This window comes from Gordonia phosphorivorans, assembly GCF_042432625.1.
Lineage (GTDB): Bacteria > Actinomycetota > Actinomycetes > Mycobacteriales > Mycobacteriaceae > Gordonia > Gordonia phosphorivorans.
On record NZ_JBHLWV010000026.1, the window covers coordinates 25,724 to 48,240 of the forward strand.

Annotated in this window: 22 protein-coding genes and 1 pseudogene; 12 read left to right on the top strand and 11 right to left on the bottom strand. The window is 69.3% G+C overall.

Going from position 1 to position 22,517, the window contains the following annotated elements; all coding sequences use genetic code 11:
• Positions 1-19: 19 nt before the first annotated feature.
• The 8 genes from ACFFJD_RS14210 (at position 20) to ACFFJD_RS14245 (ending at position 7,022) form a co-directional block, all read left to right on the top strand.
• Entirely contained in the window at positions 20-1,018 is a 999-nt protein-coding gene (locus tag ACFFJD_RS14210) for a PhoH family protein (RefSeq protein ID WP_382365345.1), read from the top strand.
• Positions 1,015-1,572: an rRNA maturation RNase YbeY gene (gene ybeY / locus ACFFJD_RS14215; RefSeq protein WP_382365268.1), complete on the top strand. Its 558-nt coding sequence runs from the start codon at positions 1,015-1,017 to the stop codon at positions 1,570-1,572. The genes ACFFJD_RS14210 and ybeY overlap by 4 nt, the downstream gene beginning before the upstream one ends.
• 3 nt (positions 1,573-1,575) lie before the next feature.
• Complete coding sequence (locus ACFFJD_RS14220; protein ID WP_382365270.1) at positions 1,576-2,928, top strand: hemolysin family protein; 1,353 nt, start codon at positions 1,576-1,578, stop codon at positions 2,926-2,928.
• The gene (gene era / locus ACFFJD_RS14225) at positions 2,925-3,833 is read left to right on the top strand and encodes a GTPase Era (RefSeq protein ID WP_382365272.1); all 909 of its coding nucleotides are present in this window, start codon (positions 2,925-2,927) and stop codon (positions 3,831-3,833) included. The genes ACFFJD_RS14220 and era overlap by 4 nt, the downstream gene beginning before the upstream one ends.
• A 96-nt stretch (positions 3,834-3,929) precedes the next feature.
• Positions 3,930-4,388, top strand: a complete 459-nt coding sequence (locus tag ACFFJD_RS14230) for a hypothetical protein (RefSeq protein WP_382365274.1) — start codon at positions 3,930-3,932, stop codon at positions 4,386-4,388.
• A gap of 51 nt (positions 4,389-4,439) precedes the next feature.
• A complete protein-coding gene (gene recO / locus ACFFJD_RS14235; RefSeq protein WP_382365276.1) occupies positions 4,440-5,195 on the top strand; it encodes a DNA repair protein RecO in 756 nt (251 codons plus the stop codon).
• Between the two features lie 98 nt (positions 5,196-5,293).
• Positions 5,294-6,094: an isoprenyl transferase gene (locus ACFFJD_RS14240; RefSeq protein WP_382365278.1), complete on the top strand. Its 801-nt coding sequence runs from the start codon at positions 5,294-5,296 to the stop codon at positions 6,092-6,094.
• 124 nt (positions 6,095-6,218) lie between these two features.
• A complete protein-coding gene (locus ACFFJD_RS14245; protein WP_382365280.1) occupies positions 6,219-7,022 on the top strand; it encodes a putative endonuclease domain-containing protein in 804 nt (267 codons plus the stop codon).
• 98 nt (positions 7,023-7,120) lie between these two features.
• Here ACFFJD_RS14245 and ACFFJD_RS14250 read toward each other — a convergent pair whose 3' ends face one another.
• From ACFFJD_RS14250 to ACFFJD_RS14260, 3 genes are read right to left on the bottom strand one after another with little or no spacing between them, the layout of a single operon-like run.
• On the bottom strand, positions 7,121-7,852 hold the full coding sequence (locus ACFFJD_RS14250) for a Clp protease N-terminal domain-containing protein (protein ID WP_382365282.1): 732 nt from the start codon (positions 7,850-7,852) through the stop codon (positions 7,121-7,123).
• 24 nt (positions 7,853-7,876) lie between these two features.
• A complete protein-coding gene (locus ACFFJD_RS14255; RefSeq protein WP_382365284.1) occupies positions 7,877-8,284 on the bottom strand; it encodes a Fur family transcriptional regulator in 408 nt (135 codons plus the stop codon).
• Complete coding sequence (locus ACFFJD_RS14260) at positions 8,281-8,613, bottom strand: ArsR/SmtB family transcription factor (RefSeq protein ID WP_382365286.1); 333 nt, start codon at positions 8,611-8,613, stop codon at positions 8,281-8,283. The genes ACFFJD_RS14255 and ACFFJD_RS14260 overlap by 4 nt, the downstream gene beginning before the upstream one ends.
• 199 nt (positions 8,614-8,812) lie before the next feature.
• On the opposite strand from ACFFJD_RS14260, the gene ACFFJD_RS14265 reads away from it, so the two are divergent.
• From ACFFJD_RS14265 to ACFFJD_RS14275, 3 genes are all read left to right on the top strand, one after another.
• Positions 8,813-10,204, top strand: a complete 1,392-nt coding sequence (locus ACFFJD_RS14265) for a glycine--tRNA ligase (protein WP_382365288.1) — start codon at positions 8,813-8,815, stop codon at positions 10,202-10,204.
• 154 nt (positions 10,205-10,358) lie between these two features.
• Complete coding sequence (locus ACFFJD_RS14270; RefSeq protein ID WP_382365347.1) at positions 10,359-10,895, top strand: cold-shock protein; 537 nt, start codon at positions 10,359-10,361, stop codon at positions 10,893-10,895.
• A 109-nt stretch (positions 10,896-11,004) separates the two neighbouring features.
• Positions 11,005-12,294, top strand: a complete 1,290-nt coding sequence (locus ACFFJD_RS14275) for a deoxyguanosinetriphosphate triphosphohydrolase (protein WP_382365290.1) — start codon at positions 11,005-11,007, stop codon at positions 12,292-12,294.
• A gap of 41 nt (positions 12,295-12,335) precedes the next feature.
• Here the strand turns inward: ACFFJD_RS14275 and ACFFJD_RS14280 are convergent, their stop codons facing one another.
• The 8 genes and pseudogenes from ACFFJD_RS14280 to ACFFJD_RS14315 form a co-directional block, all read right to left on the bottom strand.
• On the bottom strand, positions 12,336-12,854 hold the full coding sequence (locus ACFFJD_RS14280) for a hypothetical protein (RefSeq protein WP_382365292.1): 519 nt from the start codon (positions 12,852-12,854) through the stop codon (positions 12,336-12,338).
• Between the two features lie 82 nt (positions 12,855-12,936).
• Positions 12,937-13,185 carry a nitroreductase family deazaflavin-dependent oxidoreductase gene (locus ACFFJD_RS14285; RefSeq protein WP_382365294.1) on the bottom strand — a complete coding sequence of 83 codons (249 nt, stop codon included), beginning with the start codon at positions 13,183-13,185 and terminating at the stop codon, positions 12,937-12,939.
• 76 nt (positions 13,186-13,261) lie between these two features.
• Positions 13,262-13,345, bottom strand: a pseudogene (locus tag ACFFJD_RS14290) (nitroreductase/quinone reductase family protein); the annotation flags it as partial.
• A 110-nt stretch (positions 13,346-13,455) separates the two neighbouring features.
• Positions 13,456-14,184: a hypothetical protein gene (locus ACFFJD_RS14295; protein ID WP_382365296.1), complete on the bottom strand. Its 729-nt coding sequence runs from the start codon at positions 14,182-14,184 to the stop codon at positions 13,456-13,458.
• Between the two features lie 130 nt (positions 14,185-14,314).
• Complete coding sequence (locus ACFFJD_RS14300; RefSeq protein ID WP_382365299.1) at positions 14,315-15,145, bottom strand: alpha/beta fold hydrolase; 831 nt, start codon at positions 15,143-15,145, stop codon at positions 14,315-14,317.
• Positions 15,146-15,226: 81 nt separating this feature from the next.
• The gene (locus tag ACFFJD_RS14305) at positions 15,227-16,579 is read right to left on the bottom strand and encodes an MFS transporter (protein ID WP_382365301.1); all 1,353 of its coding nucleotides are present in this window, start codon (positions 16,577-16,579) and stop codon (positions 15,227-15,229) included.
• Positions 16,580-16,664: 85 nt separating this feature from the next.
• A complete protein-coding gene (locus ACFFJD_RS14310) occupies positions 16,665-19,946 on the bottom strand; it encodes a DEAD/DEAH box helicase (protein WP_382365303.1) in 3,282 nt (1,093 codons plus the stop codon).
• Positions 19,947-19,968: 22 nt separating this feature from the next.
• On the bottom strand, positions 19,969-20,445 hold the full coding sequence (locus tag ACFFJD_RS14315; protein WP_382365305.1) for a DUF4262 domain-containing protein: 477 nt from the start codon (positions 20,443-20,445) through the stop codon (positions 19,969-19,971).
• Positions 20,446-20,594: 149 nt separating this feature from the next.
• On the opposite strand from ACFFJD_RS14315, the gene dnaG reads away from it, so the two are divergent.
• Positions 20,595-22,511 carry a DNA primase gene (dnaG, locus tag ACFFJD_RS14320; protein ID WP_382365307.1) on the top strand — a complete coding sequence of 639 codons (1,917 nt, stop codon included), beginning with the start codon at positions 20,595-20,597 and terminating at the stop codon, positions 22,509-22,511.
• Positions 22,512-22,517 lie beyond the last annotated feature (6 nt).

Here is a 22,517-nt window from a genome sequence, read left to right on the forward strand (position 1 = left end):
CCGTGCGGTGACCTCGAGCATGGAGATCGCGCAGGAGGAGATGCTCGGCCTGCTCGGACCTGCCGACGTCAACCTGCGGACGCTGGAATCGCAACTGCCCGCGACGATCCACGTGCGCGGCAACCGTCTGTCCCTGAGCGGCCCGTCCGCCGAGGTGGCAGCCTCCGAACGGGTAGTGGCCGAACTGATCGCGCTGGTGCGCACCGGCACCGCCCTGACCCCCGACCTGGTGCGGCAGTCGATGTCGATCCTGTCCGACGACGCCGTCGCCGCGACGCCCGCGCAGGTGCTGAGCCTGGACATCATCGCCCGCCGCGGCAAGGCGATCCGGCCCAAGACGCTGAACCAGAAGCGATACGTGGACGCGATCGACGCCAACACCATCGTCTTCGGACTCGGCCCGGCGGGCACCGGCAAGACCTATCTCGCGATGGCCAAGGCGGTGCAGGCGCTGCAGCGCAAAGAGGTCAGCCGCATCATCCTGACCCGGCCGGCCGTGGAAGCCGGGGAACGGCTCGGCTTCCTGCCCGGCTCGTTGAGCGAGAAGATCGACCCGTACCTGCGGCCGCTGTATGACGCGCTGCACGACATGATGGACCCCGAAGCGGTGCCGAAGCTGATGGAAGCCGGCGTGATCGAAGTGGCGCCGCTGGCCTACATGCGCGGCCGCACCCTCAACGACGCCTTCATCATCCTCGACGAGGCGCAGAACACCACCGGCGAGCAGATGAAGATGTTCCTCACCCGGCTAGGTTTCGGCGCCAAGATGGTGGTCACCGGTGACATCACCCAGGTGGATCTGCCCGGCGGCAAGCAGAGCGGTCTGCGTACGGCCACCCGCATTCTCGACGGTATCGACGACATCCACTTCGCCGAGCTGACCAGTGCCGACGTGGTGCGGCATCGCCTGGTGGCCGACATCGTCGACGCTTACGGTCGCGCCGAAGAAGGTGACGTCCTCGCGGGCAACCGCGCGCGACGTCGTGCTCAGGGAGGACAGGCAGGACGTCGACGATGAGTATCGAATTGTTCAACGAGTCGGGCATGGACGCGCCCGAGGAGCAGATCATCGAGGTGGCTCGCTTCGCGCTCGGCGCGATGGACGTCCATCGCGCGGCCGAGCTCTCGATTCAGCTGGTCGACAACGACACCATGGCCGATCTGCATATGCAGTGGATGGATCTGCCCGGACCGACCGACGTGATGAGCTTCCCGATGGACGAGCTCACCCCGGGCGGGCGCCCGGACGCCGACGAGCCGGGACCGGCCATGCTCGGCGACATCGTGCTGTGCCCGGAGTTCGCGGCCGAGCAGGCCAAGTCGCAACGGCACAGCTACGAGCACGAGCTCGCGGTGCTGACCGTGCACGGGGTCCTGCACCTGCTCGGCTTCGATCACGCCGAGCCGGACGAGGAGAAGCAGATGTTCGGTCTGCAGAACCAGATCCTCGCCGACTGGTACGACGCCCGGGAGGCGCGGGCGCGCGCGGAGCGGCAGGCCGAGCGGGACAGCAGACTGCTGCGCAACATCGGCTTCAACGCCACCCCGGACAGCCCGGCCGACGGCCACTGACGCATGACGCTGGACATTGTCTTCCTGATCGTCGCGGTGGTGTGTTCGGTGATCGCCGGCGTTCTCGCGGCCACCGATTCGGCGCTGATGACGGTGTCGGTGGCGCGCACCGACGACATGGTCAAGGACGAGCGGCCCGGCGCCAAGCGCCTCGCCGAGGTGGTGCGGCAGCGCCCCACCTACGTCGGCCTGACGGTGCTGCTGCGCATCGGTTTCGAGACCGCCTCGACGGTCCTGGTGGCCATTGTCGCCGTGGACGGTCTGGGCCTCACCTGGGGCATCGTGGTGGCGATCATCGTGATGATGGTGGTGTCGTTCGTGGCGGTCGGGGTGGGCCCGCGCACCATCGGACGGCAGCACGCGTACTCGATCTCGCTGGTCGCGGCCCCGTTCCTCACCGGCATCGGGTTGCTGCTGCGCCCGGTGACGCGGTTGCTCATCCTGCTCGGCAACGCCCTGACCCCCGGCCGCGGCTACCGCAACGGGCCGTTCGCCACCGAGGTGGAGGTGCGCGAAGTGGTGGACCTGGCTCAGGTGCAGGGCGTCGTCGACGACGACGAGCGGCGGATGATCCAGTCGGTGTTCGAACTCGACGAGACCAACGCCCGCGAGGTGATGGTGCCGCGACCGGAGGTCGTCTGGATCGAATCGGACAAGTCCGCGACGCAGGCGCTGAGCCTGGCCGTGCGGTCGGGTCATTCGCGCATCCCGGTGATCGGCGAGAACCCCGACGACATGCTGGGGGTGGTGTACCTCAAGGACGTCGTCGAACGCATGCTCCCGCACGGCACGGTGCAGAACGAGCTGACCGTGGCGGAGGTGATGCGCGAACCGTGGTTCGTGCCCGATTCCAAACGGCTCGACGACCTGCTCGAGGAGATGCAGGCCCAGCACAATCACATGGCTCTGCTGGTCGACGAGTACGGCGGCATCGCCGGTCTGGTGACCATCGAGGACGTGCTGGAGGAGATCGTCGGCGAGATCGCCGACGAATACGACACCGACGAGCGGGCGCCGATCGAGGAGATCGAGCCGGACGTGTACCGGGTGTCCTCGCGACTGCCGGTGGAGGACCTCGGCGAGTTGTACGACGTCGAGCTAGGCGACGACGAGGTGGAGACGGTGGGCGGGTTGATCGCGTGGAAGCTCGGACGGGTGCCGCTGCCGGGCGCGCGGGTGAAGACGTCCGGCCTGCTGCTCACCGCAGAGGGCGGACCCAACCGGGTGGGGCGCCAGCGCATCACCAGTGTGCTGGTGCGGCGCGAAAGCGGCGGCCGCGACGCCGAGAAAAAAGGCAAGACCAAGGAACGTAAAAAGGGCGGCGACGGGGCCGCGCGGCGAGGAGAACAGCAGTGACCGACACCGAGTTCCGTTCCGGATTCATCTGCCTGGTGGGGCGACCGAACACCGGCAAATCGACGTTGACCAATGCGCTGGTGGGCGACAAGGTGGCGATCACCTCCAACCGGCCGCAGACCACCCGGCACGCGATCCGCGGCATCGTGAATCGGCCGGACGCGCAGCTGGTGCTGGTGGACACCCCGGGCCTGCACCGTCCGCGGACACTGCTCGGCAAGCGCCTCAACGACCTGGTGCTCGACACCCTGTCCGAGGTGGACATCATCTGCCTCTGCATTCCCGCCGACGAGACCATCGGGCCCGGCGACAAGTGGATCATCGAGCAGATCAAACCGCTGTCGCGGCGCACCAAGGTGGTCGGTATCGTCACCAAGCTCGACAAGGTGGGGCCGGACAGGATTGCCCAGCAGCTGGTGCGGTTGTCCGAGGTGCTCGGGCCGGAGGCGGACGTGATCCCGGTGTCGGCCAAGTCGGGCAAGCAGCTGGACGTGCTGTCGGATCTGCTGGTCTCGCTGTGCGAGCCGGGGCCGGCGTTCTACCCGGACGGGGAGCTGACCGACGAGCCCGAGCAGGTGCTGATGGCCGAGTTCATCCGGGAGGCGGCGCTGGAGGGCATCCACGACGAGCTGCCGCATTCGCTGGCGGTGACCATCGAGGAAGTGATCGATCGGGAGGGGTCGGATCCGCCGATGGTCGACGTGCACGCGGTCCTGCATGTGGAGCGGGACAGCCAGAAGGGCATCATCATCGGCCACCGTGGGTCTCGGCTCAAGCAGGTGGGTACCGTCGCACGCGGGCAGATAGAGAAGCTGCTCGGCTGCCGCGTATACCTCGATCTGCATGTGAAGGTGGCCAAGGACTGGCAGCGCGATCCCAAGCAGCTCGGTCGCCTCGGATTCTGAGCGGGTTCGTCCGTGGCCGCCGATCGGCGGGCATGATCAACACAGGCAGTGCTTCCCACGAGCGCAGTACGCGGTCGTCCTAGAAGGAGAATGAACGTGATCCGGTTTCTGCTCAATGTCGCGGTCAACCTCGTGTCCGCCGCGATCGCCTTTCTGATCTGCTACGCGGTGGTCCCCGATTTCGACATCTCGCTGGGGGGCTTCTTCATCGCGGTCGCGATCTTCACCGCGCTGCAGTCGTTGCTGGCGCCGTTCGTGTTCAACATCGCGCGCCAGTACGCCTCGGCGCTGCTCGGCGGTATCGGCTTGGTGTCCACGCTCCTGGCGCTGTGGATCACCACGTTGATCTCCGGGGCGTTGAACATCAGCGGTGCCAGCGCCTGGATCGCGTCGACCGTGGTGGTCTGGTTCGCCAGCGCGGTGCTGACGTGGGGTCTGGGCTTCCTGGTGCTGCGGCGCTGGTGGGACGGCAAGCAGGAGGCCAAGGCCGAGAACGCCGCGGCCGACGCCGCGCTCGCGCGCCGGGATACCAAGGGCGGCAAGGGCAAGAACTGAGCCGTGCGCGTCGGGGCCGGTTCTGTCGGCGTTCGGTGAGAGAATGTCCCGGTGAGGAACTATCAGGACGAAGCGGTGGTGATCCGCCAGCACAAGCTGGGCGAGGCCGACCGCATCATCACCTTCCTCACCGCCGAGCACGGATTGGTCCGCGCCGTGGCGAAGGGGATTCGGCGGACCCGCTCCAGGTTCGGCGCTCGCCTGGAACCGTTCGCGCACGTGCACGTGAGTCTCTATCCCGGCCGGAACCTGGACATCGTGACCCAGGTACACACCCTCAACGCCTTCAGCGAGCCGATGGCGCGCGACTATGCGCGGTACACCATGGCGTGCGCGGTGCTGGAGACCGCCGAGCGGCTGGCCGGCGAGGAGCGGGTACCGGCGTTGCAGCTGTACCGGTTGACGGTCGGCGCCTTGACCGCGCTGGCCGAGGATCGTCGTCGCCAACAGCACATCCTCGACGCCTTCCTGCTGCGGGCGATGGGCGCGGCGGGCTGGATGCCCTCGCTCGACGCCTGCGCGCACTGCGCGAACCCGGGCCCGCACAAGGCTTTTCACGTCGCGGCCGGCGGCGCGGTCTGCGTGTACTGTCGCCCGGCCGGTGCGGCCACGCCGTCGGTCGGTGTGCTGGAGCTGATGGACGCGCTGGCACAGGGGCACTGGGACCACGTGGCCACCACCACCGAGTCGCAGCAGCGGCAGGCCACCGGATTGATCGCCGCGCACCTGCAATGGCATCTGGAACGACGCTTGCGTACGCTGCCGCTGATCGAACGGTCCAGCCCGACCGCGGCCACCACGGCCTGACCGGAATCGTCCCCGGACCGCGCCGCCCCGCACCGATCCACCACCGAACCGCTGCACCACCGAACCGCTGCAACACCGACTGAGGGAGAGGCCCGCCGATGGCACGACTGACCCGCCGCTCGCAGCCGACCCCGGCGCCGCGATCCATCCGTCCGCCGGATCCGCACCCGTCCGGTGCGACGCCGCCGGAGATTCCGGCTCAGTTCGTGCCCGATCACGTCGCCCTGGTGATGGACGGCAACGGCCGGTGGGCCCAGGATCGCGGTCTGCCGCGCACCGAGGGGCACAAGAGGGGCGAAGCCGTCCTGATGGACGCGGTGTGCGGTTCCATCGAGATCGGCGTCAAGTGGCTGTCGGCCTACGCCTTCTCCACCGAGAACTGGACCCGCAGTCCCGAGGAGGTGAAGTTCCTGATGGGCTTCAACCGGGACGTGATTCGCCGCCGCCGCGACGAGATGAACGAGATGGGTGTGCGGGTGCGCTGGGCCGGTCGACGGCCGCGACTGTGGCGCAGCGTGATCAAGGAACTCGAAGTGGCCGAGGAGCTCACCAAGGACAACGATGTGCTGACCCTGGTGATGTGCGTCAACTACGGCGGGCGGGCGGAGATCGCCGACGCGGCGCGCGAGATCGCCCGCCGCGCCGCCCGCGGGGAGATCGATCCCGAGCGGATCACCGAGGCCTCGTTCGCGCGGTACCTGGACGAGCCGGACATGCCCGACGTGGACCTGTTCCTGCGGCCGTCCGGGGAGCAGCGCCTGTCCAACTTCCTGCTGTGGCAGTCCGCCTACGCCGAGATGGTGTACCAGGAGAAGCTCTTCCCCGACTTCGACCGGCGTGACCTCTGGGCCGCGTGCCTGGAGTACGCCAAGCGCGACCGCCGGTTCGGCAGCGCCTGACTGTCACGCCGGGTGCTCGCTCGGCGTGTCCGGGATTCTGCCGCGGGGCCGCTGCGTCTAAGGAGCATGAGCGCTGATCCCGGGGTGTACCCCCGCAAGGCCCTCCTGGCGATGGGCTACGACGATGCGGGGCATTCGCCGCGCAGTGGCGAGCGGCGACCTGGTCCGCCTGCGGACCGGCTGGTTCGCGATTGCCAGCCACGACCCGACGGTCGCCGACGCGGTCCGCGCCGGTGGGGCGCTCGCTTGCGTGTCGGCGCTGAAGTGGCACGGGTTGTGGGTGCCGCCCGGCTATCCCGACACGCATGTGCGCCGGGCGCGGACCGGTGCCGGGATCCGGCCCGGGTGTGCGGCCTTCGGCGGGGTGCGCGCGGTGGTCGAGGCGGTCGACCCGGCGCCGTGGGCGCTCGCGTGTGCGGTGCGCTGCATGCGCGCAGAGGACTGGGTCGCGACCTGCGACTCGTACTTCCATCTGACCGGGACGAGCGCCGACGACCTGGTCGCGGCGCTCGGCCGCCCCGGACCCGCGGTGCGGCGCCTGCTCGGCCGGACCGACGCGCGGTCGGAGTCGGGCACCGAGTCGATCGTGCGGCTCCGGCTGCTGGCGCTGGGCTACGCGGTGGTGGTGCAGCCGACCGTTGTCGGTGTCGGTCGTGTCGACCTGCGGATCGGGAAGCTGCTGCTCGAATGCGACGGTCGGCAGTACCACTCCGACGTCGCCGCCTTTGCCAAGGACCGGGCGCGCGACCGCCGGGCGGTGATCGACGGGTGGATCACCATGCGACTCACCTACGACGACGTCCTGTTCGGCTGGGACGAGACCTTGCAGGACATTCGGGCGATCACCGCGGCCGGTCGACACCGGATCCGCGGCGGGCGGGTCGCGAATGCGCTGGCCAGGTCGCTGGACCGCGCCGACGAGTGCTGAGATGTGCTGAATTCGACGGGGGCAGCGGCACATTGCCGATTCGGCCTCAGAATTCAGCACATCTCAGCACGCACCCGGCCGGCGCCGCCCGGGTGCGTTCAGGACTGCGGGGTCATCCAGGCGAGCAGCGCGACCAGGCGGGGCTCCAGATCGGAGACGTCCAGGCCGGCATCGGTCAGCGGTCCTTCGCCGTGCTCCACCTCGAGCAGGGCCAGCAGGATGTGCTCGGTGCCGATGTAGCCGTGGCCCAGGCGCAGTGCCTGCCGGAAGGTCAGCTCCAGCGCCTTGCGGGCGCCGGCGTCGTAGGGGACCAGGTCGGGGACCTCGGGCGCGCGAGGCGGCAGGGCTTCGCGGAGTTCATCGCCGAGCAACTGGTATTCGATTCCGGATGCCTTGATGAGGGCGACGGCGAGCGATTCCTGGTCGGCGAGAAGCCCGAGGGCCAAGTGGACCGGCGTCACCTCGGCGTTGCCTGCGGCGTGAGCCAGGTCGTGCGCCGCCACGGCGACGTTGCGGGCGCGGGGAGTGAACGCGTTGAACCCCTGGTTCGGATCCAGGTCCGACGCGGTGCCGGGATCCTTCGGGGTGAACCGCTTCTGGGCGGCCTGCTTGGTCACACCCATGCTGGCGCCGATGTCGGTCCAGGAGGCCCCGCTGCGTCGGGCCTGGTCGACGAAGTGTCCGATCAGGTGATCGGCGAGGTCGCCGAGGTGATCGGCGGTGAGCACGGCGTCGGTCAGCTGGCGCAGCGGCTCGTCGTGGAGTCGCTTGATGGTGTCGATGAGGTCGTCGAGACGGACGGGCGCTTCCAGGGGCTTGTTGTCGGTCATGCGTCAACCCTCGGTTGACGGCGGTCAGCGGGCGGCGCAGTCCGCGCAGGTGCCGAAGATCTCCACGGTGTGGGAGATGTCGCGGAAGCCGTGGGTCCGCGCGACCGCCTCCGCCCATCGTTCGACGGGTTCGCCCTGCACTTCGACGGCCGCCCCGCAGGTGCGGCACACCAGATGGTGGTGATGTTCGGACGAGCAGTGGCGGTAGCGAGTCTCGCCGGAGCCGTCCCAGATGGCGTCCACCTGGCCGGCATCGACGAGCGCCTGCAGATTGCGGTAGACGGTGGTGAGACCGATCGAATCCCCGCGGGCGAGGAGCAGGTCGTGCAGTTGCTGCGCCGACAGGAAGTCGTCGTTCCGGGTCAGCAGGTCGGCGATGGCCGCGCGCTGTTTGGTGGCGCGCTGTCCGGTGACCGGTTTCGGGTCGGTCATGCCGACTCCTCGGAGTGCCCCTCCGTGACGTGGATCAGCGCGTCGGTGACGATGTGGGTGATGTGGTCGTCCACCAGCGTGTACTCCACTTCGCGGCCGCGGCGGGAGCCGGCCACCACGCCCGAGTTCTTCAGCACGCGCAGGTGCTGGCTCACCTGCGGCTGATTGAGGTGCAGTTCGTCGACGAGTTCGTGGACGCACATGGCCCGCTCGTTCAGGGCCAGCACGATCGAGATCCGTGCGGGCGCGGACAGCGCGCGCAGCAGTTCGCCCGCGGCGGTGCGGTCGGCGGTCGAGGGTGGCTCGGACACGACGTCGATCTGCGTCACGGTGGCCCCTTTCGGAAGATCTCCCGTCAGCTTATTGCAATCGGTTCCCAATTGCAGGCGCCGGTGCGAGCGGGGTCGACGTCGATGTGAGCGCGGGTGGCTTGCGCGGGGGAGATACCCTGTACATCGGGTGTGGCACGTGCTTTCGCGGCGTGCGACATCGGTGAGTCCTAACCCTCAAGCGTGGAGATCAGTAACCGTGGCTGTGCAGTCCAAAGTCGATGCCGTCGTCAACCTCGCCAAGCGGCGCGGTCTGGTGTTTCCGTGCGGTGAGATCTACGGCGGTACGCGCTCGGCGTGGGACTACGGCCCGCTCGGCGTGGAACTGAAGAACAACATCAAGGATCAGTGGTGGCGCAGCATGGTCACCTCGCGCGACGACGTGGTGGGCTTGGACTCGTCGGTGATCCTGCCGCGCCAGGTGTGGGTGGCGTCCGGTCACGTGGAGGTCTTCACCGACCCGCTGATCGAGTGCACCAACTGCCACCGCCGGCACCGGCAGGACCACCTGCAGGAGGCCTACGCGCTGAAGAAGGGCCTGGACAACCCCGACGATGCGCCGATGAGCGACATCGTCTGTCCCGACTGCGGCACCCGCGGCGAGTGGACCGAGCCGAAGGCTTTCTCCGGTCTGCTCAAGACCTTCCTGGGCCCGGTCGACGACGAGCAGGGTCTGCACTACCTGCGCCCGGAGACCGCGCAGGGCATCTTCGTGAACTTCAAGAACGTGATGACCACGACGCGCAAGAAGCCGCCGTTCGGTATCGCGCAGATCGGCAAGAGCTTCCGCAACGAGATCACGCCGGGCAACTTCATCTTCCGCACCCGCGAGTTCGAGCAGATGGAGATGGAGTTTTTCGTCAAGCCGGGCGAGGACGAGCAGTGGCACCAGTACTGGATCGATGCCCGCATGGACTGGTACACCGATCTGGGCATCGCGCGGGAGAACCTGCGCCTGTTCGAGCATCCCCTGGAGAAGCTCTCGCACTACTCCAAGGGCACCACCGACATCGAGTACGACTTCGGTTTCAGCGGCAACCCGTGGGGTGAGCTGGAGGGTATCGCCAACCGGACCGACTACGACCTGTCCACGCACAGCCGCGAGTCGGGTGAGGACCTGAACTACTTCGACCAGGCCACCGGCGAACGTTTCACCCCGTACGTGATCGAGCCCGCAGCCGGTCTCGGCCGGTCGATGATGGCCTTCCTGTGCGATGCGTACACCGAGGAAGAGGTGCCGAACGCCAAGGGCGGCACCGACACCCGCACCGTGCTGAAGCTGGATCGTCGACTGGCCCCGATCAAGGTCGCGGTGCTGCCGCTCTCGCGCAACGAGGCGCTCTCGCCCAAGGCGCGCGACCTGGCCGCCGAACTGCGCCAGCACTGGTCGATCGATTTCGACGACGCACAGGGCATCGGCAAGCGCTACCGCCGCCAGGACGAGATCGGCACCCCGTTCTGCGTCACCGTCGACTTCGACACCCTCGAGGACAACGCCGTGACCATCCGCGAGCGCGACACCATGACGCAGGAGCGGGTGGCGCTGGATCGGGTCGCCGAATACCTCGGCGGCAAGCTGCTCGGCACCTGATCGCCGCGCTCGCGGCGTGGCCTGCGACACCAGGTGTGTGACCTGGCCCCGGTAAAGCGGGTGTGAGCAGTGCGGATGAGGCATAGTAGACGAGTGGAACGTCGCTCGGGCAAGGGGCCCGAAGGCAGCGGCGTCGCGGAGAGTGAGTTTTGTGGTGAGTGTCAGCGGCAAGGTCGTGCATTACGACCCGAATCGTGGTTTCGGTTTCCTGTCGCCCGAGGGCGGCGGAGACGATGTGTTCCTGCACATCAACGACATCCAGGGCATCGACGAGAGCCAGCTCCGTCCGGGTGCCAAGGTGGATTTCGAGGTGGAGGCCACCGATCGTGGCTCCAAGGCGACCAACGTGAAGGTCACCGAGCAGGCGCCCCCCGGCGAGGCTCCGGCCGTCGAGCGCGCACCGCGTCGCGAGGAGAGTCGCGGCCGCTTCGGCGACCGCGACGACCGACGTGGCAACGATCGCGGTGACCGTCGCGGCAGCTTCGATCGTCGCGACGACCGTCGTGACGACCGTCGTGACCGTCGCGATCGCGACGACCGCCCGCAGCGCAAGACCTACTCCGGTCCGCTGTTCAACGAGCTCACCGAGCTGCTGCTGGAGTCCTCGCCGGATCTCACCGCGCGTCAGATCAATGCGATCCGCGGCAAGCTGATGGAACTGGCGGGCAGCCGCGGCTGGACCACCAGCTGACCTTGCTCGCTGTGACCGGTCTCGGCCGCCGACGGCATTGTCCGTCGGCGGCCGAGCGCCGTTCTGTGACCGTCCCCGCGGAGAAGACCCCCGAGGAGAAGATCTCAGCATGACTTCCTCACCCGAGCTGCGTCTGGCCGACTACCACGCCGACGACACCGCGCGCATGGTGCCCGAGTCCCTCAAGCAGGTCGAGCGCGACCGTCCGGCCGCCGACCACCGCAGTGTCTTCGCGCGCGATCGTGCGCGGGTGCTGCACAGCGCGGCGCTGCGACGACTGGCCGACAAGACCCAGGTGGTGGGCCCGCGGGAGGGCGACACGCCGCGCACCCGCCTGACGCACTCGCTGGAGGTGGGCCAGATCGGCCGCGGCATCGCCGCGGAACTGGGCTGCGACCCGGACCTGGTGGAGCTGGCCGGCCTCGCGCACGACATCGGACACCCGCCGTACGGCCACAACGGCGAGCGGGCCCTGGACGAGGTGGCCGAGCCCTACGGAGGTTTCGAGGGCAACGCGCAGAATCTGCGGATCCTCACGCTGCTCGAGCCCAAGATCTTGGGGCCCGACGGCGCGAGCGCGGGCCTCAATCTGACCCGGGCGTCGCTGGACGCCACCCTGAAGTACCCGTGGACCCGGGAGGCTCCGGGCAGCAAGTTCGGCGCCTACACCGAGGACGAACCCGCGCTCGACTGGATTCGGCGCGGTGCGCCGGCCGGCCGCCGCTGCCTGGAGGCGCAGGTGATGGACTGGTCCGACGACGTCGCCTACTCCGTCCACGACCTCGAGGACGGCATCGTCAGCGGCCGCATCGATCTGCGGCAGCTGGGTTCACGCGACGACCAGAACGACCTCGCCGAGTTGGGCGTGCGCTACTTCGACGGGCCGAACGCGGAGTCGTTGATCGCCGCCGCGCAACGGCTCTCGGAGATGCCCATCGTCACCGACCTCGGCGCATACGACGGTTCGCTGGATTCGCTGGTCGCCATGAAACGGCTGACCTCCGAACTCATCGGCCGATTCGCGGCCTCGGTGATCACCGCGACCCGCAACCAGCAGGGCCCGCGCCCGCTGCGCCGCTACGACGCCGATCTGGCGATCCCCGCGGACGTGGCCGCCGAGGTGGCCATGCTCAAGACGGTCGCGCTCCGATTCATCTTCTCCGACCGCAGCCATCGGGCCAAGCAGGACCGGCAGCGTGAGCGGATCCATCGGGTGGCGACGTTGCTGCTCAACACCGCGCCCGGCGGGCTCGATCCGATCCTGGTCCCGCGCTGGCAGGCCGCCGAGACCGATGCGCAACGCATGCGCGTGGTGGTCGATCAGATCGCGTCCATGACCGAGGGTCGGTTGGAACGCCTGGACAAGGGCAGCGCCGAGGTGCAGGCCCACCTGGGCTAGACCTTTTCGCGGCCAGTGCGTGGCGCGGGGGAGCGGAACGGTCAGTGACCGAGGCGGCGCAGGAAGTCGTCGATCGTCCAGCTGCTGTTGACCTGGGGGATACCCGGCAGCCGGATCGCTTCGCTCACGTCGAAGCCGAAGTCCGTGGGACCCTCGTCGACCGATTCCGAGGACAGCCAGGTCACGCAGATCTCGGCGGCCAGATGAGCGTCGTCGACGTAGATCGCCCCCGCGGTGCAGTCGCCGCCCGGCTCCTCCTCGAACCATCGGTTCGGGGTGGCCGCACCGGCATCATGGGAGATGTAGCTGTTGGCTTCCATCACGACCCGGGAGCGTCGGACCAGGAACCGGCCGTGTTCGAGGACCACGATCTGAGCGCACAGCGCCTCGAGCGGATCGTCGTACTCGTCGGCGTCGAAGTCGTCGTCGAGCAGCATGTCCTTGGGGCCGAAATCGATGGTCACACCGACGGGGATCTCCGGGAGGGAATCGGCGAGCCCGGACACCAGCGCTGCCCACGTGTCGCAGCCGACGTAATCGTCTTCGCGTTCTTCGGTCATGGTCGGTGCACCTCCTCGTCAACGGCTCCCCTCCCCGGGGCTCGCCGTTCAGTCTAGTGCGCCGCGGGTTGGTTCGGCTGGGTCAGCCGGCGGTGATCCTCACCATCGGAATGGTGCGGTCGACGCGGGCGGCAGCGGTCCGGTAGTCGGCGAACAGCGGGTACACCCGATCGGCGAGCGCCCAGAGACGGCTCAGTTCGGCCGGATCGTCGATCACCGCGGCCGTGCGGGCGGGCCCGCCGCCGGCCCGGCTGAGAGTGACCTCGGGGTGTGCACGAAGGTTGTGGTACCAGGCCGGATGCCGGGCCCGCCCGTAGCTGGAGGCCACCACGATGACGTCGTCGCCGTCGTGGAAATACCAGCACCGGATTCACGCGCGGCTGCCCGCTGCGGGCCCCGGTGGTGGTCAGCAGCGCGGTGGGCAGAATCAGGCCGCTGCTCAGGCGACCCCCGGTGGCCCGCAACAGCACCGGATCCACCCGCGGGGCCACGTTGATCGCCGTCTAGCGTCCGACCGAGGTGCGGAGGAAGCGGGCGCACGCGCGCAGACCCGCGGACATGTCGCCGGTCGGATCCACGCGCGGCAGGTCGCTCACGGTGCTCACCGCTCCTCGGTGGGGGAGTCCGCTGGTGCCGGGGCGTGGTCGGTGAACGCCTCGGGCGGCACCACATAGGTGATCGTGACGTCCCAGGGCGCCACGCCCCACCGGTGCACGGCGTCGATGGCGAGGGTGCCGGCGCCGCGCAGCGTGTCGTCGCTCACCGGCGCGCTGATCGTCTGGCCCTGCTCCTCGTCGGTGGCCGGCCACACCTCGCTGCCGGCCGGCACCGGGGAGGTCTCCAGCACGATCTGATCGATGCCGCCGTCGTGAAAGGCGCCGATCAGGCAGTAGCGACCGTCGGAATCATCCCAGCCGCCGGGTTCGACGACGATCAACTCGCCGCGCTCGAAGGCGCGTGCGGCCGCGTGGAAGACCGCCGTGCTCAGGTCCTCCCACGGATCGCCGAAGACCTCGCTGGGCGGTTCGGCGTTGAACACCCGCCCGCCCACCTGAAACCCCTGGTCGGCCGCAGCCTCCAGGAAGTGGCGTTCCTGCAGCACCACCGTGCCGGTCGCCTCGTCGAACAGGCAGACCTCGCGGTAGCGGCCGGGCGAGATCTGGGTGCGCGCCACGGCCCCCACACCGACGGCATCGGAGAACCCGCCGATGTCCACGAGGCGCCACAGGGTGGGTTTGCCGGCCCACACCTGGACCAGCCCGCCCACCGGCACCCCGAGCACGGCGGTCGTGAGCGTGGTGCCCTTCTTGAGGGGGAAGTCGTCGGTCATCGCGATCTCCTCTGTCGTGGCCTGCATTTCGGGACGTGGTCCGGCACGGGCGTCTGCTTCCACTATGGCCGACGAGGCGACCGTGCGGGAGGTGCCCCAGCGGTCGGGATGCGGTGTGGCGGGGATTCGGTCAGTTGCCGTGCGCGCGGGCCAGGATCAGCTCGGCCAGCGCGGGGGCATCGTGCTCGGGGATCCAGTGACCGGAGTCGGGCAGGATCTGCAGGTCGAAATCGGCGATGGCGAAGTCGGCGGCCAGTTCCGCTCCGCGGCGCGACAGCGCCGCGTCGTGGGCGCCCCACACGTGGGTCACCGGGATGGCGACGCGACGGGCCAACGCCGGCGGGGTGTTCAACGCCATCGCGCGGTACCAGTTCAGGGCGCCGGTCAACGCGCCCGCCTCCAGGACGTCGTGGTGCACGTCGGCCAACTGCTCGTCGTCCATGCCGGTGCGGCGCAGGACGTCGTCGAAGAGCCCGGGGAACCGGCTCAGGACGAAGTCGGGCACCAGCGGCGGTTGGAAGGCGGCCATGTACCAGGAGCGCAGCAATTGGTCGCTGTGGAGGAAGGACTTGACGAAGGCGCCCGGGTGCGGCACCGACACCGAGGTGAGGGTGCGGACCAGGTCGGGGCGGCTTGCGGCCATCGCCCACGCCACCGCGGCCCCCCAGTCGTGCCCCACCAGATGCACCGGACCGGTGCCCAGCTGGATGATCAGTTCGGCGGCGTCCTCGACCAGCTCCGAGGCGCGGTAGGCGGCGCGACCGTCGGGACGGGCGCCCGGCGAATACCCGCGCTGGTCGGGAGCGACGGTGCGGTAGCCCGCGTCGTTCAGCAGTGGAGTCACCTTGCGCCAGGAGTGCGAGGTCTGCGGAAAGCCGTGCAGGAGAACGACTGTGCCGTGTCGGGCCGACCCGGAATCGGTCACGTCGAAGGTCAGGTCCGACCGTGAATACTGCTGCATGTCTTCCCCTCGTTGCACTCCCACCGTCGCACGGTACCCAATGCGGTCGCGGCGGAGCGGGAACCGGCCCGGAACCGATCGTTACGCCGACGTCGACGAGTCGAGCGGCACGTCGATCTCCACCGCGTGCAGTGGATGGTCGATCTCATCGCGCCACAGACGGCCCCACACGTAGAACGCGGCGGCGACGGGAATCGGCAGCAGCCCGGCCAGCACGAACGTCGCGGTGACGCCGATGACGCTGCTGATCGGTGCGGCGATGGCCATGGAGACCGGCATCAGTGCGGCCGAGACGAAGAAGTCGAGTCCGGAGATCCGGCCGAGGAGCGCGGTGGGTACGCGGCGTTGCAGCAGGGTGCCCCACAGCACCATCGGGCCGTCGAGCAGCAGGCCGAGGAGGAAGCCGGCCGCGACGAACCAGGCGACGCTGCCGGCCAGACCCATGATCACCAGGGGGACCGCGGCCAGGGCCCACACTCCGAAGATCACCGACAGGTAGCGCCGCGGCATGGGACGGGACGCCAGCACGAAGGCGCCGAGGGCGGCCCCGGCACCGAAGGCGGCGAGCACCATCGCGTGGTCGGAGGCGTCCCCGCCGACGCGGTCGCGGAGGGCGAACGGCACCAGGACCTCCAGCGGGCCCATCACCATGAGCAGTAGGAACGAGAAGTAGAACAGCGACGCCCACAGCCAACGGGTGCGCCACATGTAGGCGAACCCTTCGCCGAGATCGGTGAGGATCGACGTGACCGGGTGGGCCGCCGGGCGTGTCGCGGGCGGACGGGCCTCCCGATCGTCGGTGTCAGCCGTCGCCGCGTCGGCCTCGGGGATCGGGCCCATGGCGGCGTAGCAGGCGGCGGCCAGGACGCAGGTGACCGCCGCGACGCCGATCGCGGTGGCCGGCGAGGCGGCGCCGACGATCACCCCGGCCAGCAACGGGCCCGCGGCCTGCAGCAGCACCGGGCGCAGGAAGCCTTCGATGCCGTTGGCCGCCAGCAGGTGCACGGCGTCCACCACGCGGGGCAGCAGGGCCGAGTACGCGGGGTAGTACATCCCGGTGGTGATGCCGGCGAGGAGAGCGGCGGTCACCAGATGGGCAAAGGTGAGGACGTCGAGCAGCGCGGCGACGCCGACGGAGGCGAAGGCCAGGAGCTTGACCGTCTCCAGGCCGATGATGATGGTCCGCTGGGAGATGCGGTCGGCCAGCACCCCGCCCAGCAGCGTGGCCACGACCATGCCGCCCGCGGCGATGCCGGAGGCCAGGGAGACCGCGCCGGGGCCGCCGCCGAGCGCGATCACCTGCCAGATCAGGGCGATCAGCCACACGCCGTCGCCGAAGAGCGCGAGGGCGAGCCCGGCGACCAGCCAGCGGTACCGACGCAGCGCGAAGGGGCGCAGAACCCGGGGCAGGCGGGTGGCGGCGTCGGTGGTCACCGTCAAATGGTGCCGGACGTCGTCGCTGTACCGCGACTGATTTCCCACTGGGCGAGCGATTTTCGATCGGGCGAATGACTATCGACTAATCGTCGGTGACCAGCCGGCGGACGTCCTCGGCGGACAGCTTGCCGCTGAACTGCTCGCCGTCGTCGATCAGGGCGTCGAACAGGGCTCGCTTGTGCTCCTGGAGTTCGATGACCTTCTCCTCGATGGTGCCTTCGGAGACCAGGCGGTACACGGTCACCGGGCGTTCCTGCCCGATCCGGTGGGCGCGGTCGACGGCCTGGGCCTCGGCGGCCGGGTTCCACCACGGGTCGGCGACGAAGCAGTAGTCCGCCGCCGTGAGGTTGAGGCCGAAGCCGCCCGCCTTGAGGCTGATCAGGAACACCCCGGTCTGGCCGCCGGTGAACCGGTCGATCGCCTCCTGCCTGCGGCGCGTCGACATCGACCCGTCCAAGTAGCTGTACTGGACCCCGCGGTCGCTCAGTTCCTGCGCGATCAACTGCAGGAAACCGGTGAAGCTGCTGAACACCAGCGCGCTGTGGCCTTCGTCGATCAGGACCGGGAGGTGTTCGGCGAGGTAGTCGATCTTGCTGGAGGACAGTCCGGCGTGCTCGTCGTCCACCAGCCCGGGGTGCAGGCTGAGCTGGCGCATCCGGGTGAGCGACTGCAGGATCTGCACCTGATTCTCCTGCCAGTTCGCCAGCAGTCCGAGCACCCGTTGGCGTTCGCGGTTGAGGAACAGGTCATAGACCTTGCGGTGGCGCGCGTTCAGCGGCAGCGTCACGACGGAGTCCTGCTTCGGGGGCAGATCGGCGGCGACCTGATCCTTGGTGCGCCGCAACATGATCGGCTTCAACCGGCGGCGGAGTGCGGCGAGCCGGTCCGGGTGGGTGCCCAATTCGATGGGGGCGACGAAGTGGTCGCGGAACTTCTGCGGACTCGGGTACATCCCGGGAGCCACCATCGACACCAGCGACCACAGCTCCATCATGTTGTTCTCCATCGGGGTGCCGGTGATGGCGAGCTTGAACGGCGTGCCGATCCGGCGGGCGGCCTGATGGGTCTTGGAATGGTGGTTCTTGAGGAACTGGGCCTCGTCGAACACCGCGCCGTCCCACTCGACGTCGACGAAGGCGTCGACGTCGATGCGCAGCAGGGCGTACGAGGTGATCACCACGTTGGCGTCGGCGATCTGCTCGGTCAGCGGGCGACCGGTGCGCTTTTGCGTGGCGGTGATCGTCGCCACGCGGAGGCCGGGGGCGAATCGGGCGGTCTCGGCCGCCCAGTTGCCGATCACGCTGGTCGGTGCGACGACGAGGAAGCGTGCCCGGGGAGCGTCCGCGGTCACGCGGGTGAGCAGGGCCAGGGTCTGCACGGTCTTGCCCAGCCCCATGTCGTCGGCGAGGATTCCGCCGATCTGGTTGTCCCACAGGAAACTCAGCCAGTCCAGGCCGTCGTGCTGGTAGCCGCGCAGGGTGGCCTCGAGCGCCGCCGGTACCGGCACCGGTTCGGGTGGGGTGGCGCGCGCCAGTCGTCGGAGCCGGTCGTGCCACTGCTCCAGTTGTTCGTCGACGGTGCCCAGGCCGAGCAGTTCGTCCCACAGCGATGCATTGGCCTGCGGGGTGCGGACGCGGTTGCCGTCGAGGTCGCCCATCTCGCGGGCCTCCTCGAGCAGTTCCTTGAGCTGAACCAGCTGGGGATCGTCCAGCGGGAAATAGGTGCCGTCGGCCAGTACGAGCTGCGTCTCGTCGTGCGCGAGCGCGTCGATGACGGCGGCCAGCGGTACGGGTTGGTCGTCGATCAGGACGGTGATCGACAGGTCCAGCCACTCGTAGGCGCCGGCGGCCTGGAAATCGAGGGCGATGTTGTCGGCGGCCCGGAAGTCGCGGGTGGCGCCGCTGATGTCGACGTGGATCAGGCCGCTCGCGGTGAGGTCGGGGAGCGTTTCGGCGCACAGCACGGCGGTCTCGGGCAAGGACAGGCCCAGGGGAATGAGGAGGTCTTCGACGGTGGCCTCCGGGGGCGTCGGCCGCGGCCGGAGTTCGCCGATGCGGGCGCCTCGACGGTGCACGGCGCCGCGGAGGCGGGCTTCGAGCGCATCGCCCCAGCGGCCGACGCTGCCGCAGAAGAGCTCCAGTTCGGGGCGGACGCTCTCCCACATCTCGGTCTCGGCGTCCACGTCGCGCAGCCCCACCGTGCGTTCGGGGATCGCCGGGTCGAAGTCGCGACGCAGACCGTCGACCAGGTAGCCGGTGCGCCAGCGGGTGCGGGAACCGGACTCTTCCACCTCGATCAGCAGGAGGGGGAACGGCGCTGAGACCTCCGGTGGCAGCAGACCGCGTTCGGGCAGGGCGACCGTTCGTCGGGCGGTCAGTTCCCCCAGTGCCGCGGTGAACTCGGCGAAGTCGGCGGTGGGAATCTGCAGTTCGCCGCCGGCGAGCAGGTCGGCCTCGGTCGGGGTGAGTTGCTCGAGCACACCGAGGTGCAGGGTGCGCTCGTCCAGCACCGCGGCCGCGGTGACCGGGGTGCCCAGCAGGGCCGCGGCGGTGTCGGCGACGGACTCCCCGGCGAGGGTGAGATGGGCGGTGAGCGCGGCACCGTCGTGGTGCGGGTCCACGCGGTAGGCCACCGCGAACTCGTCGGTGGACGCGATCCGGTCGGCCAGGCCGGTGGCGATCACCGGCAGCCCGCCGTCGATCGCATCGCGCAGGGCGCGCCAGACGGCGTGCGGGGCGTCGGCGAGCAGCAGGGTGGCGGGCGCCGGAGCGGGGGCCCCGCGGGCGCGGAGGGGGCGGCCGGGGTAGTAGGCGGCCGCGATCGCCGCGAGGGAGAGGAAGCCGGCGTTGTCGTAACCGTCGGCGTCGCCGGCGAGGGCGACGCTCCACGGCAGGTGCGGCGTCCAGGTGTGGTCGGGTTGACGGACCACCGGGCGCAGAGCGATCCGCAGGGCATCGTTCTCGTCGCGGTCGACGTCGACCCGCAACGCCACCGGCCTCTTTTCGACGGGCCCGGCGGGTCCGGCCTGCACCTCCCGCAGGAGAGTGCGCCACGCCGCCGACGAGGGTTCGTCGACGGCGGTCAGGATCAGCGCCGCGCAGTGTTTGCAGTCGGTGGCCACCGGGCAGGTGCACCGACCGGAGGCGTCGACCACCTTGCCGTGCGCGGTGCGCAGGCTCACCGTGCAGTGGTACCGGTTGGTGCCCGAGCCGCGGCAGATCCCCCGCAGGACCGTCGGCGAGAGCCATTCGACCGCGCTGATCCGATCCTGACCGGCGTATCCCCGGCCGCGCAGCACGTCGGGGATGGGCAGGTGGCTCAGGGCCTGCTCTGCCTGTGTCGTCGACCAACTCCGCGCTATCATCGTCGTCAGGCTATCGGGGAGCTCATCCGGCGAGCGGGTGTGGGACTCCGGCCAGCGGTTGGGCGTCCGGACTGATCGCGTACCCCCGGTCCCACGGATAGCGGCCCTGCGCGTCCGGCCAGATCAGTTGCACGGCGCGGAAGTCGGGGCCGTAGAGCACCCGGGTCACGGCGAGGTCGTCGGTGTGCATGGCGGGCAGGGTGGCCATCCGGTACGGCGGCCGCAGCACCCCGTCGAGATAGGGGTGGCCGAGGAGACCGGCGTCGGCGATGGCCAGCTCGGCGGCCCGGTTCAGCAGCGGTATGGCCAGTTCCGGGTCCAGCCCGTATATGAGCAGTTCCGGACGGTCGAACTCCACCAACCCGGTGCTGTAGGTCAGCGGCGGTCCGGTCTCATCACCGTAGACGCCGGTGACCGCCCAACCGCCGGCCGTGATCCGCGCGAGCGCGTCTTGGACGACGTTGTCGGAGCCCTGGCAACGAGGATCGAATTCACACATGTTCACTCCTTCGCTGGACCGACCCGATGGCCGGGTATCGATCATCTGTTCGATACAAGAAGCACGATAGCGCCGGGGGGTGACAAGATCGGCGCGGCGCCGGAGGCGGGCGGCGCCGGTGTTCTCGCGATGCTGGCTAGACTGGCCTGGTGGCAGGCAGAATCCCCGATCGTGACATCACGGCTATCCGTGAGCAGACTCGGATCGAGGACATCGTCGGCGACTACGTCGCTCTGCGCCGCGCCGGGGCCGACAGCATGAAGGGCCTGTGCCCGTTCCACGACGAGAAGACGCCGTCGTTCCACGTCCGGCCCAATCACGGGCACTACCACTGCTTCGGCTGCGGCGAAGGCGGCGACGTGTACTCGTTCCTGCAGAAGCAGGAACACATCAGTTTCGTCGAGGCCGTCGAGCAGCTGGCCGACCGCATCGGCTACCGCATCAACTACGAGGGCGGCGGCACGGCGATCGTGCGCGATCGCGGTACGCGCGCCCGTCTGGTCGCGGCCAACGCGGCGGCGCAGCGGTACTACGCCGAGCAGTTGCGCACCCCGGATGCCAAGACCGCCCGCGACTTCCTCACCGATCGGGGCTTCGACCAGGCCGCCGCCGAGACGTTCGGCTGCGGTTACGCGCCCGCTGGCTGGGACACGATGACCAAGGTGCTGCTGACCCAGGGCTTCTCGTTCAACGAGCTGGAAGCGGCCGGACTGTCCAAGCAGGGCCGCATGGGGCCCATCGACCGCTTCCATCGGCGGCTGCTCTGGCCCATCCGGAACCTCGCCGGCGATGTGATCGGATTCGGCGCGCGCAAGCTGTTCGACGACGACAACCTCGGCAAGTACATGAACACGCCCGAGACCATGCTGTACAAGAAGTCGCAGGTTCTGTTCGGTCTGGACCTGGCCAAGCGGGACATCGCCAAGGGGCATCAGGTGGTGATCGTCGAGGGCTACACCGATGTGATGGCGATGCACATGGCGGGTGTGCCGACCGCCGTCGCCGCCTGTGGCACGGCCTTCGGCGAGGATCACCTGGCGCTGATCCGGCGACTGATGATGGACGACTCGTACTTTCGCGGCGAGGTGATCTACACCTTCGACGGCGACGAGGCGGGCAAGGCGGCCGCGCTCAAGGCCTTCGAGGGCGAACAGTCGGTGTCCGGTCAGACCTTCGTGGCCGTGGCGCCCGACGGGATGGATCCGTGTGATCTGCGCCAGCGCTCCGGCGATGCCGCGCTGCGCGACCTGATCGCCCAGCGCATTCCGATGTTCGAGTTCGCGATCAAGGCGCTGCTGGCCAAGCACGACCTGGACACCGCCGAGGGGCGGGTGGCCGCGTTGCGGGACACGGTGCCGGTGGTCGCACAGATCCGCGACGTGGCGCTGCGCGACGAGTACGCGCGCCAGCTCGCGGGCTGGGTCGGTTGGGAAGACATGGCCCAGGTGTTGGGTCGGGTACGACAGCAAGGTGGTCGCGGCCGCGGCCGGGGCGCCCAGCAGCAGGGCCGCGGACGACGGCCCGGCCGGTCCGAGGCGCCGGAGGCGGCCTCACCGCCGCCCACCGCCCGGCCGCTCGCCAACGACCCGCGGCTGTGGCCGCAGCGGGAGGCGCTCAAGTCGGCGATCCAGTATCCGGCGCTGGCCGGCACGGTGTTCGATTCGCTGCCGCCGGAGTGCTTCAGTGAGCCGGCGTACGCGCTGGTGCGGCAGGCGATCGCGAACATCGGCGGGACCGCCAGCGGCCTGAGCGGTGCGTCGTGGGTGGATGCCATCAGCCAGGCGGTGGACAACCCGGCGTTGACGCCGCTGGTGACCGAGTTGGCGGTGGAGGACCTGCCGGTGGAAGAGGGCCAGCTCCCGCGGTACATCGCCAGCGTCCTGGCCCGTTCGCAGGAGGTGTGGGTGGGCGCGCAGATCGGCGACCTCAAGTCCAAGCTGCGCCGCATGTCGCCCGGCGGCGATCCCGACGGTTACAACGCGCTGTTCGGCGACCTGGTGGCGCTCGAGTCGTATCGGCGGAGTCTGCTGGAGCAGGCCGTCGACGCCGGCGTCGAGAGCCTCTGACTCGGC

Coding starts and splice junctions, on each gene's coding strand:
- ACFFJD_RS14295 (WP_382365296.1), bottom strand. CDS start 14,184: ATGACCGACGACTTCCCCCTCAAGAAGGGCACCACGCTCACGACCGCC.
- ACFFJD_RS14280 (WP_382365292.1), bottom strand. CDS start 12,854: ATGACCGAAGAACGCGAAGACGATTACGTCGGCTGCGACACGTGGGCA.
- ybeY (WP_382365268.1), top strand. CDS start 1,015: ATGAGTATCGAATTGTTCAACGAGTCGGGCATGGACGCGCCCGAGGAG.
- ACFFJD_RS14315 (WP_382365305.1), bottom strand. CDS start 20,445: ATGTGTGAATTCGATCCTCGTTGCCAGGGCTCCGACAACGTCGTCCAA.
- ACFFJD_RS14250 (WP_382365282.1), bottom strand. CDS start 7,852: ATGACCGACAACAAGCCCCTGGAAGCGCCCGTCCGTCTCGACGACCTC.
- ACFFJD_RS14275 (WP_382365290.1), top strand. CDS start 11,005: ATGACTTCCTCACCCGAGCTGCGTCTGGCCGACTACCACGCCGACGAC.
- ACFFJD_RS14255 (WP_382365284.1), bottom strand. CDS start 8,284: ATGACCGACCCGAAACCGGTCACCGGACAGCGCGCCACCAAACAGCGC.
- ACFFJD_RS14220 (WP_382365270.1), top strand. CDS start 1,576: ATGACGCTGGACATTGTCTTCCTGATCGTCGCGGTGGTGTGTTCGGTG.
- ACFFJD_RS14300 (WP_382365299.1), bottom strand. CDS start 15,145: ATGCAGCAGTATTCACGGTCGGACCTGACCTTCGACGTGACCGATTCC.
- ACFFJD_RS14240 (WP_382365278.1), top strand. CDS start 5,294: ATGGCACGACTGACCCGCCGCTCGCAGCCGACCCCGGCGCCGCGATCC.
- ACFFJD_RS14210 (WP_382365345.1), top strand. CDS start 20: ATGGAGATCGCGCAGGAGGAGATGCTCGGCCTGCTCGGACCTGCCGAC.
- ACFFJD_RS14310 (WP_382365303.1), bottom strand. CDS start 19,946: ATGATAGCGCGGAGTTGGTCGACGACACAGGCAGAGCAGGCCCTGAGC.
- ACFFJD_RS14245 (WP_382365280.1), top strand. CDS start 6,219: ATGCGGGGCATTCGCCGCGCAGTGGCGAGCGGCGACCTGGTCCGCCTG.